This window comes from Mycolicibacterium novocastrense, assembly GCF_001499835.1.
GTDB classification, from domain to species: domain Bacteria; phylum Actinomycetota; class Actinomycetes; order Mycobacteriales; family Mycobacteriaceae; genus Mycobacterium; species Mycobacterium novocastrense.
This window is the reverse complement of record NZ_LQIH01000017.1, coordinates 70,115-85,428: the sequence shown is the minus strand read 5'-3', so window position 1 is coordinate 85,428 and position 15,314 is coordinate 70,115. Positions and strand designations below refer to the sequence as shown.

Annotated in this window: 13 protein-coding genes and 1 pseudogene; 7 read left to right on the top strand and 7 right to left on the bottom strand. The window is 67.0% G+C overall.

Annotated elements, in window-relative coordinates; genetic code table 11:
* Positions 1 to 121: 121 nt before the first annotated feature.
* The 5 genes from AU072_RS14595 to AU072_RS14575 are packed head-to-tail and all read right to left on the bottom strand — an operon-like array spanning position 122 to position 5,334.
* The gene (locus AU072_RS14595) at positions 122 to 1,165 is read right to left on the bottom strand and encodes a TIGR03857 family LLM class F420-dependent oxidoreductase (protein ID WP_064414430.1); all 1,044 of its coding nucleotides are present in this window, start codon (positions 1,163 to 1,165) and stop codon (positions 122 to 124) included.
* The gene (locus AU072_RS14590; protein ID WP_064414429.1) at positions 1,162 to 1,539 is read right to left on the bottom strand and encodes a nuclear transport factor 2 family protein; all 378 of its coding nucleotides are present in this window, start codon (positions 1,537 to 1,539) and stop codon (positions 1,162 to 1,164) included. The genes AU072_RS14595 and AU072_RS14590 overlap by 4 nt, the downstream gene beginning before the upstream one ends.
* Positions 1,536 to 2,600 carry a phosphotransferase gene (locus AU072_RS14585; RefSeq protein WP_064414428.1) on the bottom strand — a complete coding sequence of 355 codons (1,065 nt, stop codon included), beginning with the start codon at positions 2,598 to 2,600 and terminating at the stop codon, positions 1,536 to 1,538. The genes AU072_RS14590 and AU072_RS14585 overlap by 4 nt, the downstream gene beginning before the upstream one ends.
* Entirely contained in the window at positions 2,600 to 3,712 is a 1,113-nt protein-coding gene (locus AU072_RS14580; protein ID WP_064414427.1) for a hypothetical protein, read from the bottom strand. Before AU072_RS14580 ends, AU072_RS14585 begins: the two co-directional genes overlap by 1 nt.
* On the bottom strand, positions 3,709 to 5,334 hold the full coding sequence (locus AU072_RS14575) for a flavin-containing monooxygenase (protein WP_064414426.1): 1,626 nt from the start codon (positions 5,332 to 5,334) through the stop codon (positions 3,709 to 3,711). The genes AU072_RS14580 and AU072_RS14575 overlap by 4 nt, the downstream gene beginning before the upstream one ends.
* Before the next feature lie 159 nt (positions 5,335 to 5,493).
* On the opposite strand from AU072_RS14575, the gene AU072_RS14570 reads away from it, so the two are divergent.
* The 4 genes from AU072_RS14570 to AU072_RS14555 are packed head-to-tail and all read left to right on the top strand — an operon-like array spanning position 5,494 to position 9,392.
* Complete coding sequence (locus AU072_RS14570) at positions 5,494 to 6,492, top strand: aromatic ring-hydroxylating oxygenase subunit alpha (RefSeq protein ID WP_064414425.1); 999 nt, start codon at positions 5,494 to 5,496, stop codon at positions 6,490 to 6,492.
* Positions 6,489 to 7,106 (top strand): cysteine hydrolase family protein, encoded by a 618-nt coding sequence (locus AU072_RS14565; RefSeq protein ID WP_064414424.1) that lies wholly within the window; start codon positions 6,489 to 6,491, stop codon positions 7,104 to 7,106. The genes AU072_RS14570 and AU072_RS14565 overlap by 4 nt, the downstream gene beginning before the upstream one ends.
* Positions 7,107 to 7,113: 7 nt before the next feature.
* The gene (locus AU072_RS14560) at positions 7,114 to 7,728 is read left to right on the top strand and encodes a PaaI family thioesterase (protein ID WP_064414423.1); all 615 of its coding nucleotides are present in this window, start codon (positions 7,114 to 7,116) and stop codon (positions 7,726 to 7,728) included.
* Between the two features lie 8 nt (positions 7,729 to 7,736).
* Positions 7,737 to 9,392, top strand: a complete 1,656-nt coding sequence (locus AU072_RS14555; protein WP_064414422.1) for a medium-chain acyl-CoA ligase Mig — start codon at positions 7,737 to 7,739, stop codon at positions 9,390 to 9,392.
* On the opposite strand, the pseudogene AU072_RS14550 reads toward AU072_RS14555, so the two are convergent.
* A pseudogene (locus AU072_RS14550) lies at positions 9,376 to 10,814 on the bottom strand (coniferyl aldehyde dehydrogenase). The gene AU072_RS14555 and the pseudogene AU072_RS14550 sit on opposite strands and share 17 nt — an antisense overlap.
* Positions 10,815 to 10,985: 171 nt before the next feature.
* Here AU072_RS14550 and AU072_RS14545 point away from each other — a divergent pair.
* Genes AU072_RS14545 through AU072_RS14535 form a run of 3 tightly spaced genes read left to right on the top strand, consistent with a single transcriptional unit; the run spans position 10,986 to position 13,714 of the window.
* On the top strand, positions 10,986 to 11,792 hold the full coding sequence (locus AU072_RS14545) for an SDR family oxidoreductase (RefSeq protein ID WP_064414443.1): 807 nt from the start codon (positions 10,986 to 10,988) through the stop codon (positions 11,790 to 11,792).
* Positions 11,793 to 11,830: 38 nt separating this feature from the next.
* Positions 11,831 to 13,069: a cytochrome P450 gene (locus tag AU072_RS14540; RefSeq protein ID WP_082681053.1), complete on the top strand. Its 1,239-nt coding sequence runs from the start codon at positions 11,831 to 11,833 to the stop codon at positions 13,067 to 13,069.
* A gap of 3 nt (positions 13,070 to 13,072) precedes the next feature.
* Positions 13,073 to 13,714: a TetR/AcrR family transcriptional regulator gene (locus tag AU072_RS14535; RefSeq protein ID WP_064414421.1), complete on the top strand. Its 642-nt coding sequence runs from the start codon at positions 13,073 to 13,075 to the stop codon at positions 13,712 to 13,714.
* On the opposite strand, the gene AU072_RS14530 is transcribed toward AU072_RS14535, so the two are convergent.
* A complete protein-coding gene (locus tag AU072_RS14530) occupies positions 13,698 to 15,251 on the bottom strand; it encodes an aldehyde dehydrogenase family protein (RefSeq protein ID WP_064414441.1) in 1,554 nt (517 codons plus the stop codon). The genes AU072_RS14535 and AU072_RS14530 overlap by 17 nt on opposite strands.
* Between the last annotated feature and the right edge of the window lie 63 nt (positions 15,252 to 15,314).

Below are 15,314 nucleotides of genomic sequence, written 5' to 3'. Positions count from 1 at the left end.
ACGCACTTTCGGGCGCGACGACCGTGCGCGTACTGCGCACTTTCCGCGGCGCGTCGTGTGCAAACACGCACGCTCGCCGAGATGGGGGCTAGCTGACGCCGCTCGCGTAGATGGGGCCAGTTCACGCCGATGCGCGGTAGGCGGCGACGATCGGCTCGAGTTCGTCGGGCGTCGCGCCGTGCATGATGAGCGCGTCGGCGCCGTAGTCGAACTCCTTGCGGATGCGCTCGACGCACTGCTGGGCCGAGCCGGTGGCGGACGGCTCCAACCACTCGTCGGGTATCAACGTCGCGATGTGCTCGATCTGTTCGGCTGAGGCCTTGTGGTCGATACCGCCGGGAATCGACTGTACGACCGTGTCGTCGCGGAAGCGCTGCAGCACAGCGGGATCCCAGCCGTTCGTCTTGACCAGCAGATCGCCGTAGCCCTGCAGATAGGTGGCCAGCCGGGCGACTGTCTTCTTCAGTCGCAGCTCCTCGGGCAGATGATCGCCGACCGTGGCAAAACATGACCACACCCGGACCGCCGACGGATCGCGGCCCGCCTTTTCCGCGGCGTCCTTGACGGTCTTGACCGCGCGCTGCAGCGTCTCCGGAGTGAAGTAGGTGTGCAGGATGACGTCGTCGAACGCCCGACCCCCGAGCGCCAGCGTCTGCGGGCCGAACGCCACGACCGCCAGCCGGATGTCTTCGCGGAAGTCCGGATCCAGGAACAGAACCTGGTACTTGCCGATCGGTCCGTCGTGGTTGAAGATCACCTCGCCCTGCCACAGCCGACGCATGACGTTGGCGAAATCCTCCATCTGCGCGGTCGTGACCGACGGGATCCCGAACGCCGCGTACATCGCCGCGACCCCGCGCCCGATGCCCAGCGTGAAGCGCCCGCCCGAGAGCCGGTGCATCGTCGTCGCCCACGATCCGGTGATCAGCGGGTGCCTGGTGTTGTGATTCGTTGCCGCCGTGGCGATCTGCATGCGCGACGTGACCGCGCACGCCGCGCCGACGAGCGATGACGCCTCCTTGACGTTCCATCGCTCGGAGATGAACGCGGTGCCGAATCCGAGCTCCTCGCCCCGACGGGCCTCGTCCATCAGCGTTGCCGGGCCTTCACCCCCGGCGCCGGCCAACAAGTAGTAGCCCAGTTCGTCGAGCACAGATTCGGTCACGTCCAGACTCCTTGCTTGTAGCCGCAGTTCCACACCTCGACGATCCTGCCGTCGACCACCCGGAAGACTTCCATACTGCCGATCGTGGTCTGCGTCCCGTCCTTCATCTTGATCGGGGACTGGTAGACGATCGCGACGTGCTCCCCGTCATCACCGGCCACCACCAGGTTGAGGTCGAACCGGATGCTCTCCGACACGTTCCACATGTCCACCACCCGAGCCACCGCCTGTTCATGGGTCAAGACATGCGCCGGCTCACCGACCTCGTGACGAATCACCGTCTCGCCCAACAGCTCGTCGGCCAGTCCAAAGTCCGCCTTGTTCCACGCCACCAGGTTGTACAGCTCCACCACCTCACGCGCGGACCGGCTCATGAGAACACCTCCAGAGCGCCGATGGCGTCGATCGCGGCCACCGCACGGTCGGTCAGCGTCAGGCACAGGCGGCGGGACCGTTCCGGCAGCGCATCCCACCCGTTGAGCGTGATGACCGGCAACACCATCAGATAGACGGCCGCAAAACGATAGTGCCGCCACGCCTCGTCGAATCCGTACGAGGCGCCGTGCGCGGCGACGTGCTCGAGATACTCACGCAGCAGCGCCTCGTCATGACCTTCGCGCACCGCGGTCGGCAGGCCCTGGGTCACGAGGTAGGCCACGTCGGCCGCACCGGCGCCGCGGGCAGCGAACTGGAAGTCCACCACCTTCATCGCGTCACCCGAGAAGAGGAGGTTGTCGGCCCGGATATCCCCGTGCAGCAACATGTCCCGTTCGGCGAGCGCGGGCAGTGCCCCGACCGCGCGTTCGGCGAAACGTTCGGCGAACGCGGCCACCGCCGGCGACACGTTCACCGAGGTGTGCGCGCGGTAGACCTCCCACCCCGGCCCGAACGCCGGCAGCAGCAGGTCCCGCGCGATCGGGGTGTCGATGCTCGGAAACTGCTCCAGCACGGCGGGTTCGCCCGACCACGCGTGCAGACCTGCCAGTTGTCGGATGCAGGTGCGGGCGCGATCCATGGACAGCCCGGCCAGATGGTCGGCGTTGTCCCACTCCGACAGGTCCTCGAGCAGCAGCACGAAATCGACGCCGTCATCGGCGATGCGGGCGGTATACACCCGCGGTGTGTCCATCGGCGCGCGCCCGGCGACGTCGCGGTAAAAGGACAACTCGCGCCGGTATCCGCCCAGCAACTCCATCGCACCGCGCGCTTCCGACACCGCGGGAAGCTTCGCGATCAGGGTCGAAGGCACCGCGGTTCCGCTCAGGTGCAACCGGTACAGCAGCGACGAGAAGCCGCTGTCCATCGCAATCTGCTCAGCCCGGACATCGTCGACCGTCGCGCCGTCCAGCCCTGCGTCGGCGCGCAGTACCCCGGTCAACCAGGCGGCGTCGAGCTCATCGATGCCGCCCGGTACCGCTGCCATACTCGTCGTCATCAACCGACTCCTTCCCTGACTGCCCCGAGAAAGCGTTCCGACGCTCGCTGCACACCGCCCGCGAACAGGTGGCCGACGTGGCTACCCCGATGCCAGTAGAGGTCGCCGCCCCACCGCTCGTGCAGTCGCTCTGCCGGTTCCCGTCGCGCCATCTGGTCGTGCCACGCACCGACGATGAGCCGGCGCTCGGGCGGGGCCGTCGGTTCGACCGCCTGATAGTCCACGACCGACATCACGCGCTCGACGGGTTCTGACCGCATCAGTTCGACCGTGTCGCGCACCGACGGACCCCACCGCCCCAGGTGTCCGGCGATCATCGCGTTGAGCCCGAAGATCGGCGTGTAGACCGCGACGGCGTCGACGTCCTCGAGGTGTGACACCAGACCCGCCACCGGGCTGCCCATCGAAACCCCTGACAACGCAACGGCGCTCGCTTGCGGTCGAAGCCAACGGAGCACCGCCCGCACCTCCGACACCACGCGGATCATGCCCGCCAGGTTGTTCAGCGGGTCCATGTTCGGATAGGTCGGCCAATGCTCACGCCGAACCCCACAGCCCGGCTGCACCGGCAGCGCGATGTTGTATCCGAGCTGCTCCTGCGGCCGCCGAGCCCTCGAGAACACCAAATCGATCGGCAGCCCCTGGCCGGCCCCGTGCACCCAAACCAGCCACGGCCGCGGCTCCTCGCCGCTGCGACACAGATGCACCACCGCGGTGGCCGGCCCGCCGAATCCCTCGGCGGCCAGCGACTCGGGCAGGTGGGGATCGTGTTCGAAGGTCAGTTGCTCGTACCGGGATCGGCCGAACCGGCGCCGGCGGATCGTCTTCGGCTGCAGCTCATCCGGTGCGACGTGCACGCCGGCCATGCCCAATTCGGCCAGCTCGTCGGCCGCGCCGGTACACGACTCGAGCGTGCGCTCCAATCTGGGCGGGGGCGCGGTCAGCGTCATCCCCGTCAGGGCGAGTTCGTCGAGCACTACCTCGCCGAGTTGCCGGGCACCCCAGCGGGACAACGGCTTCCAATCGTCGTTTCCGGCGACGGCGGCGTGCGCCCGCGGCACCACGCCCGCGAAGTCCCGACCGATACGGTACGCGCGCTCGGCCGTCCTCATGCCAGCTTGAACCCGGTGTAGCCGGCATCGGCGACCTCGTCGCAGCGTCGCCGATACTCCGGAATGCCCGCGGTGTAACCCATGTACATCCGCTTCTTGCCGGGCACGTTACCGCCGTTGTACCAGGAGTTGCACGACGGATGGTCGAGCACCGTCGGCGCCACGAGCGATGTCGCGTGGTCGATCCACTCGCGTTGGGCCTCGGGTAACGCCTCGATACTCCGATACCCGTGAGCGCTCAGGTAGCCGATGCACTCGCCGATCCAGTCGACGTGCTGTTCGAGGGCTGTCACGTAATTGCTTGCCGGAGCGGGGCTTCCGGGCGCCTGGATGATGAACAGGTTCGGGAAGCCCGCCACCGCGATGCCGAGGTAGGCGTATGGCCCCTCGTTCGTCCAGAAGTCTCCGAGTGACATCCCGTCGCGCCCGGTCACCGCGATTCGCGTCATCGCCCCGGTCATCGCGTCGAAGCCGGTGGCGTAGATGATGACGTCGAGATCGTGATCGCCCTGTTCGGTGCGGATTCCGGTCGCGGTGACCTCCACGATCGGTTCCTTGCGCAGGTCCACGAGTGTGACGTTGTCGCGGTTGAACGTCTCGTAATAGCCCTGGTCGATGATGGGGCGTTTACACCCGAACGGGTGCGTCGGGGTCAGCGCCGCTGCGGTCTCCGGATTCTCGACGATGCGCGCCACCGCCTCGCCGTAGAGTTTGGCCGCCATCTGGTTGGCCTCGATGTCGAAGAACACGTCGCCCCAGCTGAGCGCACCGATGATGCCGCCCTCCTCGACGGCGCGCAGTTGTTCCTCGCGCGATGCGGACTTCAGCGGCGGTTTGGTCATCATCTCGAACATCACCGAGAATGCGCTCAGCCGGGCCGCACCCACCGCGTGTTCTCGTTGCGCCGCGCGGATCTCGGCGTAATTGGCCTTGAGCTCGTCGAGTTCGCCGTCGTCGAACGGGCGGACCTCCCACGGCAGCGTGTAGGCCGGCGATCGCTGGAACACGGTGAGGTGGCCGGCCTGTTGGGCCACGACCGGGATCAGTTGCACACCGGTGGAACCGGTTCCGATCACGCCCACCCGCTTGCCGGTCAGGTCGACATCCTGCTTCGGCCAGCGACTGGTGAACAGCGAGAGCCCCTCGAAGGCGCCCATACCGGGTATCTCCGGCTCCTTCGGGACCGACAGGATCCCCGTCGCCGCGACGACGAACGGAGCCACGAACACCTCCCCGTCTGCCGTCTGCACCTCCCACTCGGAGGCGGCCTCGTCGAACGTCATCGCGGTGACCTCGGTATGGAACCGGATGTCGCGACGGAGATCGAGTCGGTCGGCGACGAAGTTCAGGTACGCCTCGATCTCGGGCTGGCGAGGCATCGTCTCGGTCCATACCCACTCCTGCTGGATCTCCTCGGAGAAGCTGTAGGAGTACTCGATGCTCTCGATGTCACAGCGCGCGCCGGGATACCGATTGAACAGCCATGTGCCCCCGACGTTCTCGGCCTTCTCGAGCACGACAGTGCGCAGCCCCTGCTCCCGCAGTCGATGCAGCGCGTACAGACCGGCGAACCCGGCCCCGACGACGATCGCGTCGAAGCGGGCGGAGTCGGATGTCGTCACAAGTAGGCCCTCACGTCCAGGAAGTGGAGATACTGTAACTATTACAGTATTGCGCTGGACGGCTGGTGGGGTTTCGGAAACACCGCTCCGGTATGGCCCTTCCTGAAACCACTACTGTAAGCTCTTCCATTAGTTCGCCGACTCGGGAGGCTGCCCGGCATGAAAGTACCGTTCACCTGGAAGGTCACCGGCTGGTTCATGATCGGCTGGTCCGCGGAATTCCCCGCGAGCGAGACCCGGCCGCTGCGGTATTTCGGTGAGGATCTGGTGGCCTACCGCGACGAGGCAGGCGACCTGCATGTGCTGTCGGCGCACTGCCGGCACCTCGGTGCGCACATCGGCCACGGCGGCAAGGTCGTCGGCGACTGCGTCGAATGCCCCTTCCACGGTTGGCGGTGGGGGCCCGACGGCACCAACCGCTACATTCCCTACCAGCCCGACCGGCCCAACAAGGCGTTGCGGCTGCGCGTCTTTCCGGTGCGCGAACAATACGGCTGCGTGTTCGCCTGGCATCACCCCGAGGGCGAGCCACCGCGGTGGGAGCTGCCCGATCTGTTCCACAAATTCCCGCAATTCCCGACCGACGAGGACGCGTACTACCGCCCGTACCCGGAGTTTTCGAGTCGCGCGGAACGCGAGCCGGTGCATCCGCAGATCGTCGCCGAGAACGGGCCGGACAGCGCGCACTTCCACTACGTGCATCACGCGACGGTCACCCCGAAGTGCCTCAACTGGGAGGTCGTCGACGAGGAGTGGCGGTTTCTGACGGGCTGGCCCGACGCCTCCAGCGACGACCCGGACAAGATGGCGCTCTACATCCACAGCCACCTGTCCGGCCTCGGGTTCGCGATCAGCGCCTTCGAGGGCTCGTCGAACCACCGGCTGATCTTCGCGTGCACGCCGGTCGAGGACGGCTACTCGGATATGTTCTATTCGATCTGGTGGCCGCGGCTACCCGGCGACACCTCCGACGTCCCTCCCGAGGAGGTCCGCCGCAAGGTCGAGCGCCAGTTCATGGGGACCGTCTGGGACGACCTGAACATCTGGCGCTACCAGGAGTACATCGAGAACCCGGCGCTGTCTCGCACAGACGCGAAACCGTATATGGCGCTGCGGAAGTGGGCGACGCAGTTCTACGATGTTCCGGCGTCGGTGTGAGACCCGACCTCGCCGAGATCGCCGCCCCGGGCCACACCGCGATCGTCACGCAGGAATGCCAGGGTGCGGTCGTCGGACCCGACGCAGGACTCAAGGTGCTGGCCGAGGAGGCCCGGCGCGAAGCGGTCCCCAACATCGCGAGACTGCTGCCGGCGGCCCGCACCGCCGGTGTGACGGTGGTGCACTGCCTGGTCCAGCGGCGGCCCGACGGGCGCGGCGCCAACCACAACGCCAAGATCTTCCGGATGAGCGGTACCGCCGGCGATGCCATCGCGCCCGGCACCCCGGGTGCCGAACTGCTGCCCGAGCTGGGGCCGAAGCCCTCCGACGTCGTGCTGCGGCGCTGGCACGGCATCGGCCCGATGGGCGGCACCGACCTCGACGCCGTGCTGCGCAATCTCGGGGTCTCGACGATCGTCGCCGTCGGAGTGTCGGTCAACGTCGCCATCACCAACCTGGTGATGGACGCCGTCAACGCCGCGTACCGGGTCGTGGTCCCGCGGGATGCGGTGGCCGGAATCCCCACCGACTACTCGAATGCGATCATCGACAACACGTTGTCGCTGCTGGCGACGATCACCACCACCGACGAGTTGATCGACACATGGAAGTAGCCGCGCAGTGACCGACACCGAGAACGACATCCGCGAATTCGCCAGGGTCAAACCGGCTCTGGGATCGCCGGAGATGGGTCGTTTCATCGCGGCGCTGCGCCGGCTGCAGAACATCACGGTGTCCAGCGATCCCGATGCCGCGCTGTGGAACGATTCGGCCGCACTGCTCGAGGAGATGTGCGAACGCCTGGAGGAACACAAGGCTCCCGCCGGTGTGGCCCCTGCCGGCCGGGCGCCCAACCTGCCCGGCAACGGCCACCCGCTGATGCCACCGTGGCAGGTCGTGGCGTCGGGACCGGACGAGGTCACGATGCGCGGGCGCTTCAGCCGCTTCCACGTCGGGGGCAATGACGCGGTGCACGGTGGCGTGATCCCGCTGTTCTACGACTGGCATTTCGGCATGGTGGTGTCGGCCGCGGGCCGACCCGACAGCCGCACCGCCTACCTGCATGTGGACTACCGGCGGGTGACGCCGATCGAGGCGCCGCTGGAGTCGCGGGCGTGGATCGACGCGGTGGACGGACGCAAACTGTTCGTGAGGGCGGCGATGACGGACGCGGACGGCAACGTACTATCCGAGGCCAACGGTCTGATGATCAAACTGCTTGCCCACCAGCCTTGAAAGGCACGATGTCTGTGACCACACAGTTCACCGTCCCGGCCGCCGCCGTCGACGCCGCCGCCGTGATCGGCGACCGCGAGTTCATCGTCCAAGGCGATCGCCGATACACCTATGCCCAGGTCGTCGAACGCGCCAACCGCCTGGCCGCCTTCCTGCACAGCCGCGGGCTCGGTTGTCACGTCGAGCGTTCCGAACTCGCCGGCCATGAGGTGGGCCAGGACCTGCTGGGGATCTACGCCTACAACGGCCCCGAATACGTCGAAGGCATGCTCGGCTCGTGGCGGGCCAGGGTCGCACCGTTCAACGTCAACTACCGGTACGTCAAGAACGAATTGCAGTATCTGCTCAACGATTCGGGCGCCAGCGCGCTGCTGTACCACGCGGCGTTCGCGCCGCGCGTCGCCGAGGTGCTGGCGGATCTGCCCAATCTGCGGGTGCTCATCCAGATCGCCGACGACTCGGGTAACGATCTGCTGGACGGCGCCGTCGACTACGAGTCGATCGTCGGCTCGGGCACCCCGGTGCTGCCGCCCATCGAGCCCTCGCCCGACGACCTCTACGTGCTCTACACCGGCGGTACGACGGGCATGCCGAAGGGCGTGCTGTGGCGTCAGCACGACATCTTCATGACCTCGTTCGGGGGCCGCAACATGGCCACGGGCGAGCTGATCACCTCGCTCGACGACATCGCCAAGCGGGTGACGGAGGGTCCCGGCACCAAGATCCTCATTCTGCCGCCGCTCATGCACGGCGCCGCGCAGTGGGCGGCGATGACGGCTCTGACCACGGGGCAGACCATCGTGTTCACGGCGAATCCCGCCAGCCTCGACGTCGACGAGGTCGTGGAGACCATCGAGCGGGAGAAAGTCCTTGTGGTGCAGGTGGTCGGCGATGCGGTTGCACGTCCGCTCGCCGATGCGATCGAGCGCAGTTCGGCCGATCTGTCGTCGCTCGCCGTGATCGCCAACGGCGGGGCGCTGCTCACCCCCACCGCCAAACAGCGGCTCATCGACGTCAAGCCCGGGCTGATCGTCATGGACGGCGTCGGGTCCTCGGAGACCGGCATCCAGATGAACCACATGTCGGCTCCCGGTGCGGTGTCGACGGGCCAGTTCAACGCCGGTCCCGACACCTTCGTCGCCGCCGAGGATTTCAGCGCGATCCTGCAACCCGGCCACGACGGCATCGGCTGGTTGGCGCAGCGGGGCTATGTGCCGCTTGGCTACAAGGGCGATGCGGACAAGACCGCCAAGACCTTCCCGGTGATCGACGGTGTGCGCTACTCGATTCCGGGTGACCGCGCCCGCCATCAGGCCGACGGGTCGATCGAACTGTTGGGACGCGATTCGGTCACCATCAACTCCGGCGGCGAGAAGATCTTCGCCGAGGAGGTCGAGACCGCGCTCTTGTCGCACCCGGCGGTGGCAGACGTCGTGGTGGCGGGCAGGCCCAGTGACCGGTGGGGCCAGGAGGTGGTCGCGGTCGTCGCCCTCACCGAGGGGGCCAGTGCCGACGCCCAGGAACTCATCGACCACGCCGCGAATTCGATTGCGCGCTACAAACTTCCGAAGGCTGTGGTGTTCCGCCCGGTGATCGAGCGCAGCCCCGCGGGCAAAGCGGACTACCGCTGGGCCCGCGAGCAGGCGATCAGCGCGAACGCCTGATCCGACGCCTGGTCCGGTTGCGGGCCATCCGTAGCCCGAGCGCCGTCGTCGCGCGCAGCGACGGCGTGAACGGTGGGGCCGCGCGTCCGGTGATGGTGACCGGGAGGTCGGAGCCGACGATCGTGCGGTGGTGGCTGAACGCGTCGAACCCCGCCTTACCGTGGTAGGCGCCGATCCCGCTGCGCCCGACTCCCCCGAACGGCGCTGCTGACGGAATCATCTGCGCGGCGAAGTCATTGCGCGCGACGCCGCCGCTGCGGGTGCTCCGCACGAAGCGCCGAAACTCCGTGTCGTCCGGTCCGTACCAGTATGCGACCAGCGGTGAGGGCCGCTGGTTGACGTAGTCGGTCGCCTCGTCGAGATCGCGGTAGGGCCGCACCGAAAGTACGGGGCCGAAGACCTCTTCCGCGGCGATGGCCATCCGGTCGTCGACATCACGCACGAGGGTCGGGGCGATCTTGCGGGTCGCGCGGTCGGGCAGGACCTCGCCGGCCGGTGCGACAGACTCGACGCGCGCGCCCTTCGCCCGCGCATCGTCGACCAGGCCGACCACTCGATCGAAGTTCGCCTCGTTCACCGACGAGCAGTAGTCGTCGTTGTCGACGATCGCCGGAAACATCTGCCGCCACGTCTCTTTGACGATCTCAACAAAGGCGGCCTCACGGTCTCCAGGCACGAAGACGTAGTCGGGACAGACACAGACCTGACCTCCGTTGATCATCCGCGATTGTGCGATGCGGACTGCCGACCGACGCAGGTCCGCGTCGCGCGCAACGACGACCGGGTTCTTACCTCCGAGTTCCAGGGTCACGGGCACCAGGTTCTCGGCGGCCGCCCGCTGCACCAGCGCTCCGACCGACGGCGAGCCGGTGAAGAACAGGTGGTCGAAAGGCAGCGACGAGAACTCGGCCGCGACATCGGGCCCGCCGGTCACCACGTCGAGCTCGGTGACATCGAAGTACCTCGGCGCCAACGACTTCATCAGCTCCGCCGTGCGCGGCGTGACCTCCGACATCTTGATCATCACCCGGTTGCCCGCGGCGAAGGCCGCCGCAGCGGGCAGCACCACCAGGTTCACCGGGAAATTCCACGGCCCGATGATCCCCACCACTCCGAGCGGTGACGGTTCGACCTCGGCCCGAAGACCGAACACCCGGCCGGCCCGCATCAACCGTGTCGCGCGCATCCACTGCGCCACATGTGATCTGGTGTGCTCGATGACCGAGATCATGCCGAGTATCTCGGTGAACAGTGAGCCGGTCCTGGGCCTGGTTCCGTAATCGGCGGCCATGGCGTCGACGAACTCGTCGGCGTTGTCGAGCACGAGCGACAGCAACCGGTCGATGCGATGGGCCGCTCGGCAGCGCTGGGCGGGCCGTCGGCCAGGAACGCGCTGCGCTGGCGCTCGAGGACGGCTGACATCGCTTCCCGAGGGGTGCTCCGGGCGGCACTGACCTGAATTGTGCTCTCGCTCATCGCACCACCATCTCCGAAAATGATTGTCTGCCGGAACCGAATTGTTTACTGTCGTGCTTACAGTCGGCCATTCGAATGTTACGCCGACGCCACCCGTCCGCGAAGGGAATGCATGAGATGACCGAAAAGCGCAAAGTCGTCGTGGTCGGTGCGGGCTCGGGCATCGGGGCAGCTCTCGCGACGCATTTCCACGACCGCGGCGATCACGTCCTCGCGGTCGACGTCCGCGACCACCGGACCCCCGCCTCCGAATCCGCCCGCTGCGATCTGCGCGATCCGGCAGACATTGGCCGCCTGCTCGACTCGATCGGGGCCGGCTGGGACATCCTGGCGCACGTCGCGGGCGTCCCCGGCACCGCTCCCGCGGCCGACGTGCTCAAGGTGAATTACCTCGGCATGCGACTGGTCGTCGAAGGCATGCTCCCCCGCATGCGCCGTGGCGGGTCGATCGTCGCGGTCGCCTCCACCGCCGCGCTCGGGTGGGACCAGCGCATCGACACCCTGAACGGACTGCTCGAACTCACCGAGGCCGACGCCGTCGAGCGCTGGCAGGCCGAGCAGGATCCGGACTACCCGGTGTACAGCACGTCCAAGCAGGCGGCGATCCTGTACGCGAAACGGCTTGCGGGGCCGGCGTGGACGACGTACGGCGTGCGGGTCAACACCGTGAGCCCCGGACCGGTCGAGACACCTATCCTCACCGACTTCGAGCAGACCATGGGCAAAGAGGTCTTGGACATGTGCAAGGCGACTGTCGGGCGTCATGCCTCGGTCGACGACATCGTGCCGGTCATTTCGTTCCTCGGGTCCCCGGAGGCGCGGTGGATCACCGGCCAGGACCTCCAGGTCGACGCCGGCTTCGTCAATTCGATGCTCGCAGGCGCACCCGTGCAGCTGCCACAGCCTGCACCTATCGTTACGTAGACCGATACTGTAAGCTTTACAGTACCCATGCGGGTTACATGTCCGGACCAGACGAGGGAGATCAGCCCGTGGATAGCCCCGTACAGGATGTCACGGTCGACGAGACCTTCGACCTGCTGCGAGACCCCTACCCCCTGTTCGCGCAGAAGCGGCGGGAAACCAGCGGCGTGTTTCGCGGCAGCGTCATGGACTGGTCCCAGGCGCCGGAGGCGATGCCGGAAAACCTCTATGCGGCCGTGTCTTTCGACGCTGTCAACCGGGTATTCCGCGACGGCAAGGTCTTCAACTCACACATCTACGACAACACCATCGGCCTGTTCATCGGACCGACCATCCTGGCGATGGAGGGCAAGAAGCACTGGGACCACCGCAACCTGGTGTCCTCGGCGTTCAAGTCGAAGTCGTTGGCGCGCTGGGAACCCGAGGTTGTCCGCCCGGTGGTCACCGCGCTGATCGACGAGTTCATCGACGATGGGCGTGCCGACCTCGTCCGGGATTTCACGTTCGAGTTCCCGACCCGCGTCATCTCCAGGCTGCTGGGCCTGCCCGAGGAAGACCTGCCGTGGTTCCGCAAACGTGCCGTCGAATTGATCAGCTATCACGTGCGGTACAAGCGCGCATTCGAGGCGTCCGCCGCGCTGAAGGACTACTTTCTGGCGCAGATCGACAAGCGCAGGTCCAAGCCGACCGAGGACATCATCGGCGATCTCGTCACCGCCGACATCGACGGTGAGAAACTCAGCGACGAGTCCATCTACTCGTTCCTGCGACTGCTGCTGCCCGCCGGCCTGGAGACCACCTACCGATCGTCGGGAAACCTGCTGTATCTCTTGCTCACCCACCCCGAGCAGTTCGCCGCGGTGCAGGCCGACCGCGAACTCATCTCCCCGGCCATCGAAGAAGGCCTGCGGTTCGAGACGCCGTTGACCACCGTGCAGCGCTACGCGACCGAGGAGACCGAACTCGAAGGTGTCACACTCCCCCAGGGTTCGGTGATCGACGTATGCATCGGATCGGCCAACCGCGACGAAAAGCGTTGGGAACGCTCCGAGGAGTTCGACATCTTCCGCAAGCGGACCCCGCACATCTCCTTCGCCGCGGGTGAGCACACCTGCATGGGTCTGCACCTGGCGCGCATGGAGACCCGGGTGGCGGTGGAATGCCTGCTGGACCGGCTGACCAACATCGAACTCGTCACCGACGACAACCCCCACATCGCCGGCCAGCCCTTCCGCTCACCCACCGCGCTCCCTGTGACGTTCGATCCGGTCGGCTGATCCGTGGCCAAAGCCGCGAGCGGCCGTGCCCGCCAGCGCCGTGACCGCGGCTCGATCAGTGCCGAGGAGATTCTCGAGGGCGCACTGCAGGTCGCACAGGAGGTCTCGATCGAGAACCTGAGCATGCCGCAGCTCGCCAAACACCTCGGCGTCGGCGTCACCAGCATCTACTGGTACTTCCGCCGCAAGGACGATCTTCTCGACGCGATGACCGACCGGGCGTTGGAGCGGTTCGAGTTCACGGTGCCCACCATCTCCGCCTCGAATTGGCGAGAATCGTTGCGCGATCACGCATTGACCATGCGGAAGCGGTTCCGCGCGGACCCGATCCTCTGCGACCTGGTGCTGATCCGCGGGCAGTTCGGACACCGCGCGATGCACGGTGCGCTGCAGAAACTGGGGCAGCCGATCGGCGCGCTGGTCGAAGCGGGGCTCACGGTCGACCAGGCCGCCGAGACGTACGGCGCGATCTCGGTGCACATCCGGGGTTCGGTGGTTCTCGAGCGACTCCAGGAGCGCACCGAGGGCTTCCCCGCCCAGCGCGACGACGGCGGCCGCTACATCGGGTTCGCCGACGACATCGACTTCGGCTACATCCTCGACAGCATTCTCGATCACGCCGAATCGATCATCGCGGCGGCGTAGCGCTGTTCTTCGGCGCGCGGTAGGCCACGGTCTTCGTCTCGAGGTATTGCTCGAAACCCTCCACGCCGCACTGCCTTCCGACACCGCTGCTCTTGAAGCCGCCGAACGGGGCATCCGCCCCGTAGAACATGCCGCCGTTGACGCCGAACGAACCGGTGCGGATGCGACGGGCGATCGCCATCCCCCGCTCCAGTGAGCGCGACGAAACGGCGCCCGCCAATCCGTATGCGCTGTCGTTGGCGATCCGCACCGCCTCGTCGTCGTCATCGAACGGCAGCACCACCAGCACCGGGCCGAACACCTCCTGCTGGGCGATCGCCGCTTCGTTGCCGACGCCGACGATCACCGTCGGCGCGACGTAGTGGCCGTCGGCCAGATGGTCGGGGAGATTCGCGACAGGCCCACCGCCCGCGGCGATTTCGGCGCCGTCGGCGCGGGCCTGTTCGATCGCGTCGAGGACCCGCGCCTTCTGCGCCGCGCTGATCACCGGCCCCACCAGGGTGTCCGGGCTGACCGGATCGCCGACCGGCACAGCCTGATAGGCGGCGGTGACGGTGGCGACGGCCTCGTCGTAGCGCGACCGGTGCACCAGCATGCGCGTGGTGGCCGCGCATGCCTGTCCCGCGTGTACGCACACCCCCACCGCAGAGCCGACGATCGCCGCGGGCGGTGCGTCGTCGAGCACGATCGACACCGATTTACCGCCGAGTTCCAGGAACATCCGCTTCATCGTGTCGACACCCTGACGCATGAGCAGCTTGCCGACGCCGGTCGAGCCGGTGAACGAGATCATGTCGACGCGCGGGTCTGTGCCGAGCAGTCCGGCCACGTCGTTGGACGGGGTGGGCACCACGTTGACGACGCCGGGCGGGATGTCGGTGTGTTCGGCGATGAGCCGGCCGAGCCGGGTGGCGTTCCACGGCGTGTTCGGGTCGGGCTTGAGCACGACGGTGTTTCCCGTCGCGAGCGCGGGTCCGAGCTTGTTGAGGATCACCTCGATCGGGAAGTTGGACGGGGTGATCGCGGCGACGACGCCGACCGGTTCCTTGACCACGGTGCGCACATTGCGCTCACCGAACAGCCCACCGCCGTCGAGCGCGCGCTCCCATTCGAAGTCGAGCATCAGCCGCGCTGGATAACGCAGGCCGTCCGCCAACGGCCAATCAAGTTGGGCGGACTGCGTCGTCATCACCGGACAGCCGACCTCGGCGATCAGCTCCTCGCGCAGATCTTCCTGCTCGGCTTCGATCGCGGCTTGCAGCTGATCGAGGCACCGCGCACGCAGGTGTCGATTGGTGGCCCAGTCGGTGTCGTCGAAGGCGCGGCGGGCGGCCGCGATCGCGCGATCCATGTCCTCGGTCTCGGCGGCGGCCGTGCTTCCCAGCAGACGGCCGGTGGCCGGGCTCAGGTTGTCGAACTGTGCACCGGAGGCCGATGACACGAGTTGCCCGTCGATGAGCATCCGCGATTCGGCGCGTCTCGCGGCGCGCTCGCCGACGTCGATGCTGGTCTCGGTCCGTTCATCGACGTCACTCACCGGCACCTCGTAGACTCTCTTTGCGGGACGACTAACTGTAATGCTTACGGTAAGTTTATTCAA

What these genes read in the sequence shown, in the direction of transcription:
- AU072_RS14590 (WP_064414429.1), bottom strand. Translation starts at nt 1,539, where the DNA reads ATGAGCCGGTCCGCGCGTGAGGTGGTGGAGCTGTACAACCTGGTGGCG.
- AU072_RS14570 (WP_064414425.1), top strand. Translation starts at nt 5,494, where the DNA reads ATGAAAGTACCGTTCACCTGGAAGGTCACCGGCTGGTTCATGATCGGC.
- AU072_RS14545 (WP_064414443.1), top strand. Translation starts at nt 10,986, where the DNA reads ATGACCGAAAAGCGCAAAGTCGTCGTGGTCGGTGCGGGCTCGGGCATC.
- AU072_RS14555 (WP_064414422.1), top strand. Translation starts at nt 7,737, where the DNA reads ATGTCTGTGACCACACAGTTCACCGTCCCGGCCGCCGCCGTCGACGCC.
- AU072_RS14540 (WP_082681053.1), top strand. Translation starts at nt 11,831, where the DNA reads ATGTCCGGACCAGACGAGGGAGATCAGCCCGTGGATAGCCCCGTACAG.
- AU072_RS14585 (WP_064414428.1), bottom strand. Translation starts at nt 2,600, where the DNA reads ATGACGACGAGTATGGCAGCGGTACCGGGCGGCATCGATGAGCTCGAC.
- AU072_RS14580 (WP_064414427.1), bottom strand. Translation starts at nt 3,712, where the DNA reads ATGAGGACGGCCGAGCGCGCGTACCGTATCGGTCGGGACTTCGCGGGC.